Below are 16,959 nucleotides of genomic sequence, written 5' to 3'. Positions count from 1 at the left end.
GTTTCTGGCGTCTGAAAAAAGGCCATATAGGTCCAATCTGGGACTGACGGTGTTTTATAGCGTCGACTCTCAGACACATCGGCTCAGTGCGTTCAGAATTGGCTGGCGGGCCTCCAAGCCGGCGGCAGCGGCTGCTTTCGGCCAGGATGCGATACCAAGGGTGAAATCGTTTGTCTTTCTCCCGCACACCCGGATAGTTCAACAATGACCACTCGACCGAAGCCTAAGCTCAACCTTCGCACGCTGATTCTTATCTTTGTGCTGCTCTCTGCCTTTGCAACATTGGTCAACAGTTTCTGGGTGACGTTCAAGATTCAGAAGCAGGAGTTGATTGAGAATGCCCTGGAGGTGAACAAGGCCTACGCCGCTCGGATCGCGCTGAGTGTGGAGCAGGTGCTTGACTCGGACCTGGACAAGTTAAAGTTTGGCTCCGTGCTCATTGGTAAGGCGTTTGACGATAAGCGCTATTTGGCCGAGGAGGCCGATCGACTGTTTGGCCAGGACGCCAGTTTCAACTCCGTGCTGATCGCCGACGCGGGCGGATCAATCATTGCCTCAGCCCCGCAAAGCCTCCATCTCGATGGGCGCACGCTGCAACACAAGGAGCCGCTCAGCCTTCGTGTGCCAAGAATCAGCAATGCGTTCAGGTCCCTCTCCGGCAATCTGGTGGTGTTCATTTCCCAGCCCATATTCGACGCGAAAGGCGAATACCTGGGCCTGATAGGCGGCAGTGTCCGGCTTGAGCAGAGAAATACACTGCAGGCGCTGATGGATACCAATGTGCGTAAGGATGGCGCGCATGTCTATCTTATCGACAGCGCCCGCCGGGTGCTCTATCACACCGATCCCGCGCAGATAGGCAGCGTCACGGGAACGGGGTTGATCGCCGATGCAGCGCTCAGTCAGGACGCCGGTACTTTACAGGCGACGGATGCCAATGGCGTGGAAATGCTCGCGGGCTTCGCCAAGGTGCCCAGCAGTGGTTGGGGAGTGATTTCGCAACAGCCACTGGAAAACATCCAGGCCGTCCTGCAGCACACCATGGCCAAAGTCATGCAGGGTATAGCGCCGCTGGCGCTGTTCGGCATCATCTTGATCTGGTGGCTGGGCGCAAGGATCTCGGCGCCACTGTCCAGGCTTGCCGAGTGCGCTAAACGGCTGGACACACCCGACAGCTACGAACGCATCAGCGCAGTCCCGGCGCGTTATTTCGAAAGCTGGCAGATTCGCAGAGCACTGTTGCTCGGCGCCACCCTGCTGCAAGAGAAAATCGGCAAGCTCAATCAGCAAGCGCAAACCGATGCGCTGACAGGGCTCGCCAACCGCCGAGCGATGCAGGATGTCCTGGCGCGTTGGGAGGACGCTGAAAAAGCGTTCGCCGTTGTTTCCATGGACATCGACCACTTCAAACGTGTGAACGACACTTTCGGCCACGCGGCAGGTGATGAAACCCTGAGGGCGATCGCGCAGCTCATGCAACAGAACTCACGGTCTAACGACTTGCCCTGCAGGGTTGGTGGCGAGGAATTCGTGTTGTTATTGCCCAATAGTTCGCTTCAGGCGGCCATCGATGTTGCCGAGCGACTGCGTGCTTCAATCGACGCAGCGGCCATCGAAACGGTCGGGCACCTGACGGTTTCGCTGGGCGTCGCGCTATGGCACCCCGGCGCCGATTCGATTGCGGTGGTGCTTGAACGGGCTGACCAGCTGTTGTACCAGGCCAAGCAAAACGGGCGCAATTGCGTGGTGGCTGAGCAGCCTTGATGGGCTAGCTCTTTAGCATGAGCACCCGCCGTCAATGCCGGTGCCCGTGTTCCGCCGCGTTGTGCGCATGCCGTTACACACCCGTTCTTGTATCACGAGCTCGGCGTATCCATCCGCCGCCCTATGACGTCCAGCACATCGCACCCGTCGCGCAGCGGAATTGAGCAGAGCAGCGCGAAATCGCTTTGCACAACGGCATCGCTACTTAGCTCGCTGCGCAGTGCGAGGTTCTCAAGCACTTGGGTAACGGCACGAAGGCGATAGGCCGCAGCGTCGAGGAGTATTTCCAGCGGCACGCTGGTATCGACAAAAAGGGCAGGGGTGGCGCTGTCGTTGCTGGTGAGGGCAATGTATTGGTTCATGCGTTAAGTCCGTTCAGTTAGAGGAATATGAGCCACTCATTTGTCGCCAAACAAAAGCTGGCAGCTCTACGCAGGTTGGCGAACCGGTATAAGAACGGACAAAGACCGGCAGACCCGAAGGTCTCCCACGCACAGCTGCCGTTGAGCAGCTTATTGCGTGCAGGCGCATCCCGCAAATCTGCCGGGAGACTGCTGCCGTCTTGATAGTCGAGTCGCCAAACCCGTTCGCCATGTGGGCGACCCATTGACGATAGGCTTGACGGTTTTGAAGTGGGAGGCCGACGCTTTTGAACGTTTTGTAGGGCGTTGCCCGAATTAATTAGCCACTCCTAGTTCAACGCTATCCCATTAAATAAGGGGGTTGGGTGCTCAGTTGTTACCTTAAATCGTAGGCATGCACCTGGATTGAAGTAGTCCATTTCTGAAACGTTAAAACCACGCCTCTGCACGTCTTACTTCCGGTGTAGCACCTTCTTATAGTCCTGCGCCTCAGTCACTTGGAGGTGCACGCATGCAGGGACCCTACGCATTTATCAACGAACGACCGCACCCTTACCCGCTGCTTAAACTGAGCCTGGCGCTTGATCCCCATACCCAGACCAAATTCGACACCCTCAACCAGCACATCCGCAACACGCTGGTGTTGCCTGGGCAATTAGTGATCATCGGGGATAGCCGCACCGCCTCTTGCACTGCCGAAGAGGCACAGCTGATGCGCTCGGCGTTGAATATAAAGCTCGCCTTGTTGGCATACTCCGCAACCGACCAGTTCCTGGTCAAAAACTATGATCAGTTGCAGGCCATCTTGACCTATTCCTCCGTTGGCATCGGCAGTGCCAGCAGCGCTTGGAGCAAGCATTTGGCGCAAGTCGAGAAGACCCTTATGGAAATCGAGGCGTTGCATAAGCAGTATTTGAGAAAGGGAACCACGGGGGCGAGGGAGGAGTTTCTGGCTAAACGAAGAGCACTGTTTGCAAGGTTGGACAGCCAAATCTCGGGGATGGCGCGCTTTGGTACGGGGTTGAGAAACGAAGGTTCGATTAAAAAGATGCTGGGGATATCCAGTAAAAGCTATTGGCAGCATGGAGAAATTCGCGGGTATGAGGCGCGGGTCAAGCGTTTAGCCAAGGCTTCGCAGATGCTGAAGAAGGGGACTTACATTGGTATAGCGCTGGATGTTGGGGCGACGGCGCTGGAGATATCGGAGGCGTGTTCCACTGGGCGTGAGCAAGAGTGTACGCAGGCGAAGTATGTTGAAGGCGGCAAGTTGGTGATTGGCGTTGGCGGCGCATCCGTGGGCGGGACACTAGGTGCTCTTGTCGGTACCAGTGCCTGCGCGATTGTTTTTGGCATACCTACAATGGGCGCCGGAGCTTTGGCATGCGCCATCGTCGGCGGTGCTGCTGGCGGACTCACCTCAGGCAAGTTCGGAAGCAACGCTGGAGAATTTGTAGGAAAATTTCTCTATAAGTCCGTGGAGAGTTGAATGTACTTGGAATATTTTGTGTTGGGCTCGTGCGCCCTCTTGCTACTAAGCTTCCCGATCATGTTTTCTGCCATGTTCAAAAAACTCGATGCCGCCGAGCGCTATATGCAATACAGCAGCTACATAGTCGGATGCAGGCACACTTTTCGTAATGCGCCCTTTGAAGGAAGGCCCCAACGCGTATACGCCATGGCTACCGTCATTCTTATCCCAAAAGTCATTCAGTGGAGAGGGATGGTACTTGTTGAGGATGTTGAAAAAATACCTCGGCACCTAAAGTACTGGATGGTCGTACCAACTTTCGTTACCTGTCTCTCCCTTTTCGGCCTCACCATCAGCTGGTTTTTTATTGACGATTGGCCTTGAAAAGCAGGGCGACGCTACCTCGCCATTTCTCATAATGTCCGGCCGCCCAGCCGTCAGTGCATCAATGCCGATGCCGATGATGCACATCCGGAAAATGCGCATGGCTATGCCGCATCACACTGTGTACATGCACATGACTATGCGGCTCCGCCGGGTCCCACTCAAACCCATGCTCATGTTGATGATGCTCATCATGCACGTGCCGGTGCCCGTGTTCCGTCGCCTCGTGCAGATGCTCATGCGCATGCCGCTCCGTCAGGTGCAGCCACACACCCACGGCCATCAGCGCCGACGCAACCCAGAACGCCACGCTCACCGACTCGCCCATCACCAGCAAGGCCACCGCGGCACCGAGGAATGGCGCGGTCGAAAAGTAGGCGCCGGTGCGTGCACTGCCCAGGCCGCGCAATGCCAGCACGAACATGACCAGGCTGATGCCATACCCCAGAAACCCGACCAGCAAGATCGGCGCCAGCTGCGCCACGCCCGGAACCTGCGCGCCGAGATACAGCGCCAAACTGCAATTCACCACCCCGGCAATTAAACCCTTGGCGCCCGCAATAAACACCGCGTCAGACGCAGACACCTTGCGCGTCAGGTTGTTATCAATCCCCCAGCACAAACAGGCAACCGCTACGGCCAACGGCCCGGTCCAATCGTGGCTTGTGCCGCCACCGCCGGCGCCTGACAGCACCACGCCGCCGAGCACAATGGCGAGCATTCCCAGGACGATGCGCCGGTCGGCATTTTCTCGGAATACCAGCCAGGCGATAACGGCGGTCAGCACCGATTCAAGGTTGAGCATCAGGGAGGCGGTCGCGCCGGCCGTGCGCGTCAGGCCGAACATCAATGCGACCGGCCCGAGGATGCCGCCGAACGCGATGGCGCCGATCAGCCACGGCCATTCGGAACGGGTCAGCCCGCTGGGTTTCCAGCCGCGATCACGGATCAGGCGCACGCCGGCCAGGCCGACGCCGCTGCCGAGGTAGAGCAGGCCGGCGAGCAGCACGGGCGAGAGGCCCAGGCCGAGGCTTTTGGCGAGCGGCGTGCTGGCGCCGAAGAGGGCGGCAGCGGCCAGTGCGTACAGGATACTGAGGTTCATGGGCCATCCTCGAAGGTCAGGCCCATGATACGTCTCGCGCAGGCGCTAATGCCCTGGCGATTTTGACACTTTTACATTTATTGCGCGGTTTTCAGCTTGATCACATCACCCGAGATCTTGGTGGTGTAACCGCTCAATACCCATGCCCAGAACCACTTTTCCTGCACTTGGGTGTTGATCAGCGCGTCGCCGCCTTTGGCTTTGATGGCTGCATCCTGAGCGCGCACAAAACGGCTGTTCTGGCCGATCGGGATAACCCCGAACAACATGATGCCGGTGGCGCTGGCTTCGCTGTGGCCCAGCACGGTGTACTGGCTGCTGTCGTACTGCGGGGATTTGATGGCGGTGCCGGTGCAGCCTGCCAGTGCGAAACCGAGAACTGCTGCTGCAACCACTTTACTGACGTACTTCACTGTGTAACTCCATGGACTAACCCTCGCGATTCAATTCACGAGGGGGCGACACTTTAAACGTGGCCAGGGCGGATTGACATCAATCAGTCGACATTTTGATCGTCACGCCTGTACGTACACCCAAGCCGTCAGCCCGGAAGCCAGCGCGACCGAGACCCGTTTATAGTCGGACACTTCATACGCATCCGCCGCGGCCAGTTCCTGCTCGTTGATCTGAAAGACCATGCCTTCAACGCTGGCAGCCTTCTCTGTCGTCGGTGCGAGAATCGGGTGGTGGGTCTTGCCGCTGGTGGCCAGCACTTCGGGGTCGGTGATTTCTACCCAACTTTGTGAATAGCCCAGCATCGCGTCCTGCTGGCCGACTAATTCCCGGCCAAAGTTGGCCAGTTGCACGGCCTTGTCTTGCAAGGTGCCGTAGGAAAACAACAGCACGGGAAATTGGGTGGAGTGTTCCATTTTGATTCCTTGGTGGGTCAGGCGAGTAAATCTTCGTAGAAGGCGCCGTACGGCTTGTTCGGGTGGGCGATCTGGATTTCCAGGATCCACAGCCCGGCATTCGGGCAGTGTTCGAAATCGCCCAGGTCGCCGCCACGGTGGATCGCGTGGGGGAAGTCGCTGACGCGGTGCCCCTTGATGTCGAGGTTCAGTTGCCAACCCATGGCCTGGGCCTGCTCCTCGGCGTAGCGGTAAAGCTCAAGGCCTGCGACCTGGTCGCTTTTCCAGCGTGACTGTACGCGGTCGAACAGCGCTTTGGCGGCGCTGGCGCAGGCGATCATCTGTGGGTCGTTGCCGGTGGCGAAGGTCGCACCGGCGTCACCTTCGTGGCCTTGCCAGACTGCGCCCATGTCGATGAAGAAGATATCGTTTTCAGCCAATACCGGGTCGCCGTCCGAGCGTTGCTTGAACGTCTTGAGGGTGTTGGCACCGAATCGCACCAGCAGCGGGTGCCAGATGCGTTGCATGTCGAGTTCGGTGAGCACCTGCTTGCCCAGCTCGCGCGCTTCGGATTCGAGCATGCCGGGGCGAATACGTTGGGCAAGGTGGTCGATGGCTTGCCACGTCATGGCCTGGGCATAACGCATGGAGTCGATACTGTAGGCGGCGCCCACAGCTTCTTTGGGTTGTGCAGTCACCGGTTTTCCCTCGCGTTCAAGCTGTACTGGTCGCTATGCGTTTTACTATATAGCGATACGATGCAGAGCCCAACTCTGATAACCCCGAAGAGCACCTGTGGGCGCTGGCTTGCCTGCGATAGCGCGGGTTCAGCAAACATTGATGCGGCCTGACCCACCGCCATCGCAGGCCAGCCAGCGCCCACTTTTTGACCGCGTTCGGTCAGTCAGAGATGCAGCCACGCCAGGCTGCCCAATATCACGGCCACGCCGCCGGCGGTGTATGACATCCGCTTCAACCATTCCTTGCGCGTCAGCAACGTAATCGCCGCCAGCGAAATCGCGATCTGAATCGCCGTCATCGCCTGGGCCCATCGGTGATGCTGGTGCAGCGCCTCTTCGGACTTCTGATCCCAGTCCCGTGACGTCGCCTCAAGCTTCTCGGCCTGCTTGCGCACTTCTTCCTTCTGGCCTCTGTAGCGTTCGATTTCGTCCTTGTAATGCGCAGCATCCACACCGGGGATATGGGTGGCCAGTTCCGCCAGGTTTTGTCGGCTGGATTTGGCCTGGTAGTAGTTCCACTGGTTGGCGGCTTCGGTCTTGATGATGGCGGCGTTGTTTTTGTCCATCGCCGCTTCGCTTTCGGTCGAGCCGGCCTGGTAACTGAGCATGGCACCGAGGGTGGCCATCAGGGCGGTCATCACGGCGATGCGGCTGGCGAAATTGTCTCCGCGGCCATGGGCATGTTCGGTGGTGTGTTCGATGTGCTTTTCGTGGGGGCTGGGGACTTCGAAGGCTTCGGACATGGGGGCGTCTACGAACGGAATGAGGGAGTCTGATTCTTTACCAATTCAGCTGTCTCAATCCTGTACGTAACGCTGTAAACCCTGCACCAGCGCATCAAAGGTCACCCGGCAGCGCGGGCTGTTGCGCAGGTCTTCGTGCATGGTGACCCAGGTGTCCATCTTGAACGCAAACGCGTCGGGCAGTACCCGCTGCAGGCTCGGGGTTTGCTTGGCCAGTTGCACCTGGCAACCGCCGATTCCGGCACCGGCACGGATCAGCGCCAGTTGTGCCAGGTCGCTGTCGCTGCTGATGGCGAAGACACTGCGATCAAAGCCTTTGATGGGCAAGCTGCGGATAAACGCGCTTTCCTGATCAAAGCCAATCACCGAGTGGCCGACGAGGTCGTGCATCAGCAGCGGGATGCCGTGCTGTTGCAGATAATCATCGCGGGCATACAGGCCGACTTCGATCAGGCCGACGCGCCTTGCCAGCAATTGCGCCTGGCTCGGTCGGACCATGCGCACGGCGATGTCGGCCTCCAGCTGCAGCAGGTCGATCAGGCGGTTGCTCAGGATCAGTTCAACCCGCAGGTGCGGGTGCTGGCGACGTAACTGGGTGATGATCGGCGGCAGCACTTCCACACCGACCACTTCACTGGCCGAGATCCGCACCACGCCACGCACTTCATCGCCTTGAGCCGACGCGGTGCGTTCGAGGGCGGCGGCCGTGCGCTCCATGGTTTCGGCGTGGGCGCGCAACGTGTGGGCCACTGCCGTCGGCAACAGCCCGCTGGGCGAGCGAGTAAACAGCACCACGCCCAGCGCCGATTCCAGCGCAGCGATGTGCCGGCCGACCGTCGGCTGTGTGATGCCAAGCAACCGCGCGGCCCCCGACAACGATCCTTCCTTCAGTACACCGAGGAACGACCGGTAAAGCTCCCAACCAATATTTGCAGGCATGCATAAATGTATAGCGGCTCGATGCTCTTCGGCAATTTATCGATAGCCGAGCCCGCCACACAATGGCCTCACCAACCAACGTGGGAGAGGGTCATGAGCAAAGTTCTGGTACTGGGAGCGACGGGCGGGATCGGCGGCGAAGTGGCGCGGCAGATGAGTGCGGCAGGCTGGGAGGTGTGTGCGTTGACTCGGAATGTGGACAAGGCGCGTCGTGAGCATGCTGCCTTCTCCTGGCTGCAGGGCGATGCGCTCAATCGCCAGGCGGTGCTCGCCGCAGCGCGTGGCTGTGCGGTGATCGTCCATGCGGTCAACCCGCCGGGCTATCGCAACTGGGCCGAGCAGGTGGTGCCGATGATCGATAACAGCATCGCGGCGGCGATTGCCGAGGGCGCAACCATCGTGTTGCCTGGCACGGTCTACAACTTCGGGCCGGATGCGTTTCCCGTATTGCACGAAGACTCGCCTCAGCACCCGCAGACACGCAAAGGCGCGATTCGTGTGCAACTGGAGCAGCGTCTACAGGACGCTTCCCGCCAGGGCGCTCGGGTGTTGATCGTGCGTGCCGGGGATTTTTTCGGCGCGCGGGTCGCCAACAACTGGTTTGCTCAAGGCCTGGTCAAACCCGGCAAACCGGTGCGCGCGGTCAGCTACCCAGGCACTCCCGGGGTGGCGCATCAATGGGCGTACCTGCCGGATGTGGCGCGCACCATGCTCGAGTTGATTGAGCGCCGGGCGAGCCTCGATGCGTTCGCGCGCTTTCATATGGCCGGGCATATGGACGCCGACGGCACGCAGATGGCCGAGGCAATCCAGCGCGTGGTGCTGCGCCGGACGGGTCATCAGCCGCGCGTAGGTCGTTTCCCTTGGTGGTTGATGAAATTGGTAGCGCCCTTTGTCGTCACAATCCGTGAAATGCAGGAAATGCGCTACCTGTGGCAAACCCCGTTGTGCCTGGATAACCAGCGCTTGCTGGGCGCCTTGGGCCGCGAGCCGCACACGCCGCTGGAGCAGGCGGTGGAGGCTACATTGGCCGAACTGGGTTGTTTGCCTGTTTCTGCCTGATCAAGCGCACATACACCGCAATGTTGATCAGCAGCACCACGGCTGCGAGCACCCATTGAATGTTCGGGGTCAGCCCGGCCGGGTAGATCAGCGTGAGGATGTAATGCTCGACAAACCCGCCGCCATAACCGTCCTGCCCGGCGAGATGGCGCAACAGGTTTTCCCAACGGGTCAGCGGGCAGGGCAGGTGGAACACTTCCACCGCCACTCCCCAGGCAGCGGCTGGCAGGTGCAGCCACATGACGGGCCGCCACTTGAGGGCGAGCAACCCGCCGAACAGCACGAACAAGATGAAACACAGGTGGAACAGCACCAGGCTGTCGGCGGCTACGCGGTAGAGCATGATCGGGTTCGCTTATTAAAGTGGGCCGGTGTCAGGCGCCGAAGTGTTCTGGCAGGTCGTCGATAAACACAGGCCGTTTTTCGCCATATTACGGCAACCAAGTCATTCGCCTGCCACGTGCTGCGGATCAGCCCGTCGAGCAGTGTTTTTACCGACTCACCGCTTAGCAAGTCGGGCACGGGCTTTGCCGAGTCAGGCGTGACGGTGGGCGCAGGTTTGTGGCGGTGATGGTTGCTTGCAAGCAACGTGGGCCGTTATTGTGCTGAATCCTTTTAGTCCTTCCCCCAAGGTTCTGTTGTGATGAATGCACCGCGTACCGCAGTCGGCCCGATCAAGGCCGTGATTTTCGATATGGACGGGTTGTTGCTGGATACCGAGGGCATCTACACCGAAGTCACGCAGATCATCGCCGAACGCTACGGCCGAACCTACGACTGGGGCATCAAGCAGCACATCATCGGCCGGGGCGCTCAGGACCTGGCTGACTATGTGGTAAAGGCACTGGACTTGCCAATCACGGCAGCCGAGTTTCTCAAAATCCGTGAACCGCTGATGAGCGAGCGTTTCCCCAATGCCTTGGGCATGCCGGGGGCCGAGGCGCTGGTGCGGCACTTGAAGGCCCATGACATTCCGATCGCAGTGGGCACCAGCTCATCGCGCAATTCGTTTGGCCATAAGACCACTTTGCACCGCGAATGGTTTGGCCTGTTCGGCACCATCGTCACCGCCGATGACCCGGAAGTCGGCGCCGCGAAACCTGCGCCGGATATCTTCCTGACCGCCGCGCGTCGCCTGGGCATCGCGCCGCAGGATTGCCTGGTGTTCGAGGACTCGCCGTTCGGTGTGACGGCCGCCAAAGCCGCCAACATGACGGCCATCGCTGTGCCGGATGAAGCCATGGCTGACAGCAAGTACCCGCATGCCGACCAGATCATCCGCAAACTTGCGGACTTCGACCTCGCCGCCTATGGCTTGCCACCTTTTCCCTGACTGAACACGGGCAACACCGTGGCAGCGGGCGTGCCGGCGATAGCGTCCTCAAGACCGCTGTCGCCGGCACGCCCGCTGCCAGTGGGTCAGGCGCTGAAACCGCCATCGATGGTCAGGCTTGCCCCCGTGATATAGCCCGCCTCAGGCCCGGCCAGATACGCCACAAAACTGGCAATCTCCTCGGCATGGCCATAACGCCCCACCGCCATCAGCCCGATCAGCGTCTCGGCAAACTCACTGTTCGCCGGGTTCATATCGGTGTCAACCGGCCCCGGCTGCACATTGTTAATGGTGATGCCGCGTGGCCCCAGGTCCCGCGCCAAACCTTTGGTCAGGCCTACCAGTGCGGCCTTGCTCATCGCATAGGGGCCACCGCCGCCAAACGGCATGCGTTCGGCATTGGTGCTGCCGATGTTGATCACGCGGCCGCCTTCACCCATGTGTTTGGTCGCTTCCTGGGTGGCAATAAACACGCTGCGCACATTGATCGCCAGGGTCTGGTCGAAGTCTTCCAGCTTGAAATCTTCCAGCGCGGCGATCGCCAATACACCGGCGTTATTCACCAGGATATCCAGGCGTCCGAACGCTTCGACGGTCGCGTTGACCGCATTGCGAATCGCCGTGGCGTCGGCACTGTCGGCCTGAATCGCCAGGGCTTTGCCGCCTGCGCTGATCACCGCGTTCTGTAGTTCCTCGGCTTTGGCGGCCGAGCTGATGTAGGTAAAGGCAACGGCTGCACCTTGTGCGGCGAGGCGCTTGACGATGGCAGCGCCGATGCCGCGTGAACCGCCCTGGATCAAGGCGACTTTGCCGGTGAGGTTGTGTGTGGTCATGTCGATCTCCAAGTAGTTGATGGGCCGAGTATCGACCTCACCCAGCCAGCCTGGTAGACCGTGATTGCTATAGTCTGTGTAAACCAAAAGTTTAGAATGGTGCGATATGGAAAGCTTTGGCAGTATCGAATGCTTTGTGCGCAGTGCTGAAGGCGGCAGCTTTGCCGAGGCGGCCCGGCACCTGAGTCTGACGCCGGCGGCGGTTGGCAAGAGCGTCGCCAAGCTGGAAACACGCCTCGGTGTTCGCCTGTTTCAACGCAGCACCCGACGCCTGACCCTGACCGAAGCCGGCAAGCTGTTCCTTGAAGAAGTCAGCGACAGCCTCATCACCATCCAGAACGCGGTGGCCAACCTGGCGAGCGCGCAAGGCCGCCCGGTGGGCACGCTCAAGGTCAGCATGGGCACGGTGTTCGGTAATCGTTATGTGGTGCCGTTACTGGCGGAGTTTATGCGGCGCTTTCCGGCGATCAGCCCGGATTGGCATTTTGAGAATCGCCAGGTGGACCTGATCGGCCAAGGCTTTGATGCCGCTATCGGCGGCGGCTTTGAGCTGCCCCAAGGCGTGGTGGCGCGCAAGCTGGCACCTGCGCATCGAATCCTGGTGGCCTCGCCGTCTTACCTGGAGCAACGCCTGCCCGTAAGGGGGCCCGAAGATTTATCGCATTGCCTGGGCATCTTGATCCGGTCGCCGCAAACCGGCCGCGTGCGAACCTGGCAGCTCACCGGCCCGGAGCGTGAGCAACGCCCGCTGGTGCTCAAGCCGCGCATGACCATGAGCGATTCCGAAGCCGCCTGCTGCGCCAGCGCTCAAGGCCTGGGGATTGCGCTGGTCAGTATGCCGATGGCCGTGCCGTTCCTCGACAGCGGTGCGGTGGTGCGGGTGTTGCCTGATTGGTACGTCGACGATGGCAACATCTCCATCTACTACGCCGAACACAAGCTGCTGCCCGGCAAGACCCGGGCGTTTGTGGATTTCATCATCGAGCAGTTTGCCGAGAAGGGCTTGGGGCAGCGGTTCAGCGCGATTTGACGACGGCTGCTCAGGGAGTCGCGGCCATCGCAGGCGACTCGGTCTACCGGCCCAACCTGCCCGGCCAACCAATGACCTTCTTCGGCCGCGGCGTGGCATAGGTCCTGATCTTCGATGTCGACAACCCCAACCGAACCAGGGATTCGGCAATGGTCACTGCCGCCGTCACCCCATCCACCACCGGCACGCCGGTGCGCTGGCGAATCTGTTCATCCAGCCCGGCCATACCGCCGCAGCCCAGGCAGATCACTTCGGCCTTGTCCTCGCGGATCGCCAGTTCCGCCTGGCGCACGATGGCTTCCATGGCGGCCACCGGGTCTTCTTCGAGTTCGAGCACTGCCATGCCACTGGCGCGCACCGACGCGCAACGTTGATACAGCCCGGCAAGTTTCAAGCGGTCTTCGATCAGCGGCACCGTGCGGTCCAGGGTGGTCACCACTGAGTAGGCGTGGCCCAGGAACATCGCCGTGCTGGCCGCCGCCTCGGTGATGTCCACCACCGGTACATTCAACAGTTCCTGCAAACCTTCACGGCCATGTTCGCCATAGCCGGCCTGGATCACCGCATCAAACGGCTGATCGTAGGCCATCACCCGGTCCATCACGGCGATAGCGGCCAGGTAGCTTTCGAAATTGCCTTCCACCGACTCGGCGCCGAAATACGGTGTGAGACCGACGATTTCGGTGCCGGGCGAGGCCACAGCGCGGGCCTGCTCGGCGATGGTTTCAGTGATGGATGCGGTGGTGTTGACGTTGACCACGAGGATGCGCATGGAATGTCCTTGGTTAATGACTGACGTTATCGACTGCAATGCTTTCGCCGCTGACATCGGCGTAGAACGGTTGGCGTTTGGCGATCAGCCGGTACAACAGCCCTGCAATACCAGCGCCAAACAGCCAGGAAAAGGGAGCGACGCTGGTAAAGCCCGGCAACAGCGCCAGCAGGATCGCGATCACCGCCGCGGGAATAAACGCCGCGACTGCGCGTAAGTTGACGCCTCGGCTGTAGTAATAAACCCCATTCGGGTCTTCGCTATACAACTGCAGAACGTCCACCTGGCTTTTACGGATCAACCAGTAATCGACCATGATCACTCCATACAGCGGCCCGAGCAGCGCGCCCAGGCCGGACAGGAAATACACGATCACCAGCGGGCTGTTGTAGAGGTTCCACGGCAGGATCAGCACTGCCACGGTGGCGCTGATCAGCCCGGCACGTCGGAAGTTCAGGTACTTGGGCGCCAGGTTACTCAACACAAAGGCCGGCGCGACGAAGTTGGCCATGATGTTCACCGCCACGGTGACGATCAGGAATGCCAGGCAGCCCAGCACCAGAAAGAAGGTATTGGGGATTGCCGCGATGATTTCGGTCGGGCTTTCGATTACCCGGCCATTGAGCTGGAACTGCCCGCCGCAGAGCAGCACGGTGATGGCGGCAAACACCAGGATATTCACCGGCAAGCCCCAGAAATTACCGACCAGGATGGTCTTGCGGCACGGCGAGGAACGGGCAAAGTCGCAGAAGTTGAGAATCAGCGTGCCGTAGATCGTCAGCCACAACGCGCCGCCGGCAAAGATATTGCGCCACATCTCTGCACCGCTCAGCGGCTCGCGGATCGACCAGGCGATATTGCCGCCGACCTGGAAATACATCCAACCGGCCAAGGAGGCCACCGTCACCAGAATGACCGGCCCGGCGAACGCTTCATAGCGGCGCACCATTTCCATGCCGTACGCCAGGATCGCCAGCTGCACAAACCAGATCGTCACGAAACACGCCCAACCCAGCGTCGAGAGGCCGAGGATCGAGTTGTGGTCGTAGTCGGCAAAGCCTGGATGAATTGCCGATAACAGCACGCGGAAAACCACTGACGCCAGGTAGGTCTGGATACCAAACCAGGCAATCGCAATCACCGCCCGGATCAGCGCCGGAATTTGTGCCCCGTGGATACCGAAACTGATACGGCTGATGACCGGAAACGGCACGCCGGTCTTTTGCCCCATGTACCCCGACAAGTTCATGAAGAAGTACACCAGCGCCGCGCCAATCCCCAGTGATAACAGAATCTGCCAACCGCCAAGGCCCAGTGCATATAAACCGATGGCGAACGAATAGTTGGCGATGTTGTGCACGTCATTGGTCCACAACGCGAAAATGCTATAGCGACCCCAGCGACGCCCCTCAACCTTGGTGGGCGCCAGGTCCCGATTGTGCAGGCGAGGGCTGAGCACCAGCGGGCCGGGGCTTGCAGCCTCCGGGGTCAGGGCGGAGGAGGGCAGATCCAGTGCGATGTTATTTGAGAGGCTGGTACGCATTCCGGCAGGCTCCAGCGCATCGGCGAGCGAGCCGCGGATGGCAAAGTGTATGTATGTTTTGTATTTATTGTATACAAAGCGCTTTTAACCTTAAGCCACATGCGTGCCAGTTTTGGATCTATGAAACGGGTAATTAATTTCGTTTTTGTAGGCTTCTCAAATAACTGACTGAATTAAAAGCGATATAAATTGACCATTTGAACAGGTATTTATTTTTCAGGCAGCAGAGGCAGTGCGGGACGGAACGAAAAGAGCCGGGAACAGGTGTTACGTTATGGTGCGCTTTTAAATGGATTGCACACATAAATGGCACCGATGGTTACATTGGTGTGTACAAGATTTATGTTCGCCACAACGCAAATGTGGGAGAAGGCTTGCTTGCGAATGTGCAGTGCCAGTCACTGAATAGGTCGACTGATCCACGGCATTCGCGAGCAAGCCCGCTCCCACAGGGTTGACTGCGCTGGTCTTCAGGCTTTGCTGATGAGATTCCCGGCGTGCAGGCCACATTCCTTTTGCGTGGCTTCTTCCCACCACCAGCGACCTTCGCGCTCGTGCTGGTTCGGCAATACCGGCCGGGTGCACGGCTCGCAGCCGATGCTGATAAAGCCGCGCTCATGCAGGCTGTTGTAAGGCAGCTCCAGCATACGGATGTAACCCCAGACTTCCTCGCTGGTCATCTGTGCCAGCGGGTTGAACTTGTACAGCGTGCGTTCCGGAGTGGAGAACGCGCTGTCGACCTCCAGTGCCGCCACCTGGCTGCGGGTGCCCGGGCTCTGGTCGCGGCGTTGGCCGGTGGCCCAGGCGCTTACGCCGGACAGTTTGCGGCGCAGCGGCTCGATCTTGCGCACGCCGCAGCATTCGCCATGGCCGTCCTTGTAGAAGCTGAACAGGCCCTTTTCCTTGACGAACGGTTCCAGCGCGCGCTGGTCCGGCGAGATCAGCTCGATGTCGATCTTGTAGAACTCGCGCACCTGCTCGATAAACCGGTAGGTCTCCGGGTGCAGGCGACCGGTGTCGAGGCTGAACACCTTGACGTTCTTGTTCAGCTTCCAGGCCATGTCTACCAGCACCACGTCCTCGGCGCCGCTGAAGGAAATCCACAGGTCATCGCCGAACTGACTGAAGGCCAGCTTGAGAATGTCCTGGGCGGATTTGTTTGCGTAAGTCGCAGAGAGTTCAGCGACGTCAAAGGCTTGGTTCATCAGGACGGTTCCTACAGGTCAGTGGCGCTGAGCGCTCTATAGGGGAGCGATGGTATCAAAATCCGCCCTGCGTTGCGGGGCCGAGCTTGAGTCGCTAGAGTTCGGCAGTCCTTTTGCTCGCTCAACTTGAACACTATAAATAGGGGTGTGTTGTGGAAATTGCCTGTCTCGACCTGGAAGGGGTGCTGGTTCCGGAAATCTGGATCGCCTTCGCCGAAAAAACCGGTATTGAATCCCTGCGGGCCACCACCCGGGATATTCCCGACTACGACGTGCTGATGAAGCAGCGCCTGCGCATCCTCGACGAACACGGACTCAAGCTCGCCGATATCCAGGAAGTGATCGCCACCCTCAAGCCGCTGGACGGTGCCATCGAGTTCGTCAACTGGCTGCGCGAGCGCTTCCAGGTGGTGATTTTGTCAGACACCTTCTACGAATTCTCCCAGCCGCTGATGCGTCAACTGGGTTTTCCGACCTTGCTGTGCCACCGGTTGATTACCGATGAGAACGACCGGGTGGTGAGCTACCAACTGCGCCAGAAGGACCCCAAACGCCAGTCGGTGCTGGCGTTCAAGACCCTCTACTACCGAGTGATCGCCGCCGGCGATTCCTACAACGACACCACCATGCTCGGCGAAGCTGACCGTGGGATTCTGTTCCATGCGCCGGAGAATGTGATTCGCGAGTTCCCGCAGTTCCCAGCGGTGCATACGTTTGAGGACTTGAAAAAAGAGTTCATCAAGGCGTCGAATCGGCCGTTGAGCCTGTAGTTTATGGGTTGATGCTGTTGGCCTCATCACGGGCTCGCCTGTGATGAAGGCGGCTCAGTCA

Annotated in this window: 19 protein-coding genes; 7 read left to right on the top strand and 12 right to left on the bottom strand. The window is 59.5% G+C overall.

The window, feature by feature from the left end; genetic code table 11:
* The first annotated feature begins 204 nt into the window (after nt 1-204).
* Entirely contained in the window at nt 205-1,764 is a 1,560-nt protein-coding gene (locus CPH89_RS02545) for a sensor domain-containing diguanylate cyclase (protein WP_053257517.1), read from the top strand.
* Between the two features lie 92 nt (nt 1,765-1,856).
* On the opposite strand, the gene CPH89_RS02540 is transcribed toward CPH89_RS02545, so the two are convergent.
* Nucleotides 1,857-2,126, bottom strand: coding sequence for a hypothetical protein (locus CPH89_RS02540; RefSeq protein WP_053257516.1), 270 nt, complete (start codon nt 2,124-2,126; stop codon nt 1,857-1,859).
* A gap of 511 nt (nt 2,127-2,637) precedes the next feature.
* On the opposite strand from CPH89_RS02540, the gene CPH89_RS02535 reads away from it, so the two are divergent.
* Both CPH89_RS02535 and CPH89_RS02530 read left to right on the top strand, forming a co-directional pair.
* Complete coding sequence (locus CPH89_RS02535; protein WP_053257515.1) at nt 2,638-3,612, top strand: hypothetical protein; 975 nt, start codon at nt 2,638-2,640, stop codon at nt 3,610-3,612.
* Nucleotides 3,613-3,978 (top strand): hypothetical protein, encoded by a 366-nt coding sequence (locus CPH89_RS02530; RefSeq protein ID WP_053257514.1) that lies wholly within the window; start codon nt 3,613-3,615, stop codon nt 3,976-3,978.
* Between the two features lie 61 nt (nt 3,979-4,039).
* Here the strand turns inward: CPH89_RS02530 and CPH89_RS02525 are convergent, their stop codons facing one another.
* From CPH89_RS02525 to CPH89_RS02500, 6 genes are all read right to left on the bottom strand, one after another.
* The gene (locus CPH89_RS02525) at nt 4,040-5,080 is read right to left on the bottom strand and encodes a DMT family transporter (RefSeq protein ID WP_053257513.1); all 1,041 of its coding nucleotides are present in this window, start codon (nt 5,078-5,080) and stop codon (nt 4,040-4,042) included.
* 77 nt (nt 5,081-5,157) lie between these two features.
* Complete coding sequence (locus CPH89_RS02520) at nt 5,158-5,493, bottom strand: hypothetical protein (protein ID WP_053257512.1); 336 nt, start codon at nt 5,491-5,493, stop codon at nt 5,158-5,160.
* Between the two features lie 102 nt (nt 5,494-5,595).
* Nucleotides 5,596-5,949, bottom strand: coding sequence for a gamma-glutamylcyclotransferase family protein (locus CPH89_RS02515; RefSeq protein ID WP_053257511.1), 354 nt, complete (start codon nt 5,947-5,949; stop codon nt 5,596-5,598).
* Nucleotides 5,950-5,966: 17 nt separating this feature from the next.
* On the bottom strand, nt 5,967-6,626 hold the full coding sequence (locus tag CPH89_RS02510) for a M24 family metallopeptidase (RefSeq protein ID WP_053257510.1): 660 nt from the start codon (nt 6,624-6,626) through the stop codon (nt 5,967-5,969).
* A gap of 206 nt (nt 6,627-6,832) precedes the next feature.
* Nucleotides 6,833-7,411, bottom strand: coding sequence for a DUF4337 domain-containing protein (locus CPH89_RS02505; RefSeq protein ID WP_053257509.1), 579 nt, complete (start codon nt 7,409-7,411; stop codon nt 6,833-6,835).
* A gap of 54 nt (nt 7,412-7,465) precedes the next feature.
* Complete coding sequence (locus tag CPH89_RS02500) at nt 7,466-8,350, bottom strand: LysR family transcriptional regulator (RefSeq protein ID WP_053257508.1); 885 nt, start codon at nt 8,348-8,350, stop codon at nt 7,466-7,468.
* A gap of 93 nt (nt 8,351-8,443) precedes the next feature.
* On the opposite strand from CPH89_RS02500, the gene CPH89_RS02495 reads away from it, so the two are divergent.
* Entirely contained in the window at nt 8,444-9,412 is a 969-nt protein-coding gene (locus tag CPH89_RS02495; RefSeq protein WP_053257507.1) for an NAD-dependent epimerase/dehydratase family protein, read from the top strand.
* Here CPH89_RS02495 and CPH89_RS02490 read toward each other — a convergent pair.
* Complete coding sequence (locus tag CPH89_RS02490) at nt 9,372-9,755, bottom strand: DUF2784 domain-containing protein (protein WP_053257506.1); 384 nt, start codon at nt 9,753-9,755, stop codon at nt 9,372-9,374. The genes CPH89_RS02495 and CPH89_RS02490 overlap by 41 nt on opposite strands.
* A gap of 300 nt (nt 9,756-10,055) precedes the next feature.
* On the opposite strand from CPH89_RS02490, the gene CPH89_RS02485 reads away from it, so the two are divergent.
* A complete protein-coding gene (locus CPH89_RS02485) occupies nt 10,056-10,745 on the top strand; it encodes an HAD-IA family hydrolase (RefSeq protein WP_053257505.1) in 690 nt (229 codons plus the stop codon).
* An 86-nt stretch (nt 10,746-10,831) separates the two neighbouring features.
* Here the strand turns inward: CPH89_RS02485 and CPH89_RS02480 are convergent, their stop codons facing one another.
* On the bottom strand, nt 10,832-11,578 hold the full coding sequence (locus CPH89_RS02480) for a 3-oxoacyl-ACP reductase family protein (RefSeq protein ID WP_053257504.1): 747 nt from the start codon (nt 11,576-11,578) through the stop codon (nt 10,832-10,834).
* A 106-nt stretch (nt 11,579-11,684) separates the two neighbouring features.
* On the opposite strand from CPH89_RS02480, the gene CPH89_RS02475 reads away from it, so the two are divergent.
* Entirely contained in the window at nt 11,685-12,608 is a 924-nt protein-coding gene (locus tag CPH89_RS02475) for a LysR family transcriptional regulator (protein WP_053257503.1), read from the top strand.
* 43 nt (nt 12,609-12,651) lie between these two features.
* Here the strand turns inward: CPH89_RS02475 and CPH89_RS02470 are convergent, their stop codons facing one another.
* The 3 genes from CPH89_RS02470 to CPH89_RS02460 form a co-directional block, all read right to left on the bottom strand.
* Nucleotides 12,652-13,380 carry an aspartate/glutamate racemase family protein gene (locus CPH89_RS02470; protein ID WP_053257502.1) on the bottom strand — a complete coding sequence of 243 codons (729 nt, stop codon included), beginning with the start codon at nt 13,378-13,380 and terminating at the stop codon, nt 12,652-12,654.
* Between the two features lie 13 nt (nt 13,381-13,393).
* On the bottom strand, nt 13,394-14,923 hold the full coding sequence (locus tag CPH89_RS02465) for an NCS1 family nucleobase:cation symporter-1 (RefSeq protein ID WP_053257501.1): 1,530 nt from the start codon (nt 14,921-14,923) through the stop codon (nt 13,394-13,396).
* A gap of 470 nt (nt 14,924-15,393) precedes the next feature.
* Nucleotides 15,394-16,128, bottom strand: coding sequence for a phosphoadenylyl-sulfate reductase (locus CPH89_RS02460; RefSeq protein ID WP_053257500.1), 735 nt, complete (start codon nt 16,126-16,128; stop codon nt 15,394-15,396).
* Nucleotides 16,129-16,280: 152 nt separating this feature from the next.
* On the opposite strand from CPH89_RS02460, the gene thrH reads away from it, so the two are divergent.
* Entirely contained in the window at nt 16,281-16,898 is a 618-nt protein-coding gene (gene thrH / locus CPH89_RS02455) for a bifunctional phosphoserine phosphatase/homoserine phosphotransferase ThrH (protein WP_027603662.1), read from the top strand.
* The last annotated feature ends 61 nt before the right edge of the window (nt 16,899-16,959 follow it).

It is taken from the genome of Pseudomonas fluorescens (assembly GCF_900215245.1).
GTDB lineage: Bacteria > Pseudomonadota > Gammaproteobacteria > Pseudomonadales > Pseudomonadaceae > Aquipseudomonas > Aquipseudomonas fluorescens.
This window is presented reverse-complemented; position numbering and strand designations above follow the sequence as displayed.

Bases quoted from the DNA above. Each gene is read 5' to 3' on its own strand.
- CPH89_RS02515 (WP_053257511.1), bottom strand. From the start codon at position 5,949: ATGGAACACTCCACCCAATTTCCCGTGCTGTTGTTTTCCTACGGCACC.
- CPH89_RS02490 (WP_053257506.1), bottom strand. From the start codon at position 9,755: ATGCTCTACCGCGTAGCCGCCGACAGCCTGGTGCTGTTCCACCTGTGT.
- CPH89_RS02535 (WP_053257515.1), top strand. From the start codon at position 2,638: ATGCAGGGACCCTACGCATTTATCAACGAACGACCGCACCCTTACCCG.
- CPH89_RS02460 (WP_053257500.1), bottom strand. From the start codon at position 16,128: ATGAACCAAGCCTTTGACGTCGCTGAACTCTCTGCGACTTACGCAAAC.
- CPH89_RS02525 (WP_053257513.1), bottom strand. From the start codon at position 5,080: ATGAACCTCAGTATCCTGTACGCACTGGCCGCTGCCGCCCTCTTCGGC.
- CPH89_RS02470 (WP_053257502.1), bottom strand. From the start codon at position 13,380: ATGCGCATCCTCGTGGTCAACGTCAACACCACCGCATCCATCACTGAA.
- CPH89_RS02480 (WP_053257504.1), bottom strand. From the start codon at position 11,578: ATGACCACACACAACCTCACCGGCAAAGTCGCCTTGATCCAGGGCGGT.
- CPH89_RS02465 (WP_053257501.1), bottom strand. From the start codon at position 14,923: ATGCGTACCAGCCTCTCAAATAACATCGCACTGGATCTGCCCTCCTCC.
- CPH89_RS02485 (WP_053257505.1), top strand. From the start codon at position 10,056: ATGAATGCACCGCGTACCGCAGTCGGCCCGATCAAGGCCGTGATTTTC.
- CPH89_RS02545 (WP_053257517.1), top strand. From the start codon at position 205: ATGACCACTCGACCGAAGCCTAAGCTCAACCTTCGCACGCTGATTCTT.
- CPH89_RS02530 (WP_053257514.1), top strand. From the start codon at position 3,613: ATGTACTTGGAATATTTTGTGTTGGGCTCGTGCGCCCTCTTGCTACTA.
- CPH89_RS02495 (WP_053257507.1), top strand. From the start codon at position 8,444: ATGAGCAAAGTTCTGGTACTGGGAGCGACGGGCGGGATCGGCGGCGAA.
- CPH89_RS02475 (WP_053257503.1), top strand. From the start codon at position 11,685: ATGGAAAGCTTTGGCAGTATCGAATGCTTTGTGCGCAGTGCTGAAGGC.
- CPH89_RS02540 (WP_053257516.1), bottom strand. From the start codon at position 2,126: ATGAACCAATACATTGCCCTCACCAGCAACGACAGCGCCACCCCTGCC.
- CPH89_RS02500 (WP_053257508.1), bottom strand. From the start codon at position 8,350: ATGCCTGCAAATATTGGTTGGGAGCTTTACCGGTCGTTCCTCGGTGTA.
- CPH89_RS02505 (WP_053257509.1), bottom strand. From the start codon at position 7,411: ATGTCCGAAGCCTTCGAAGTCCCCAGCCCCCACGAAAAGCACATCGAA.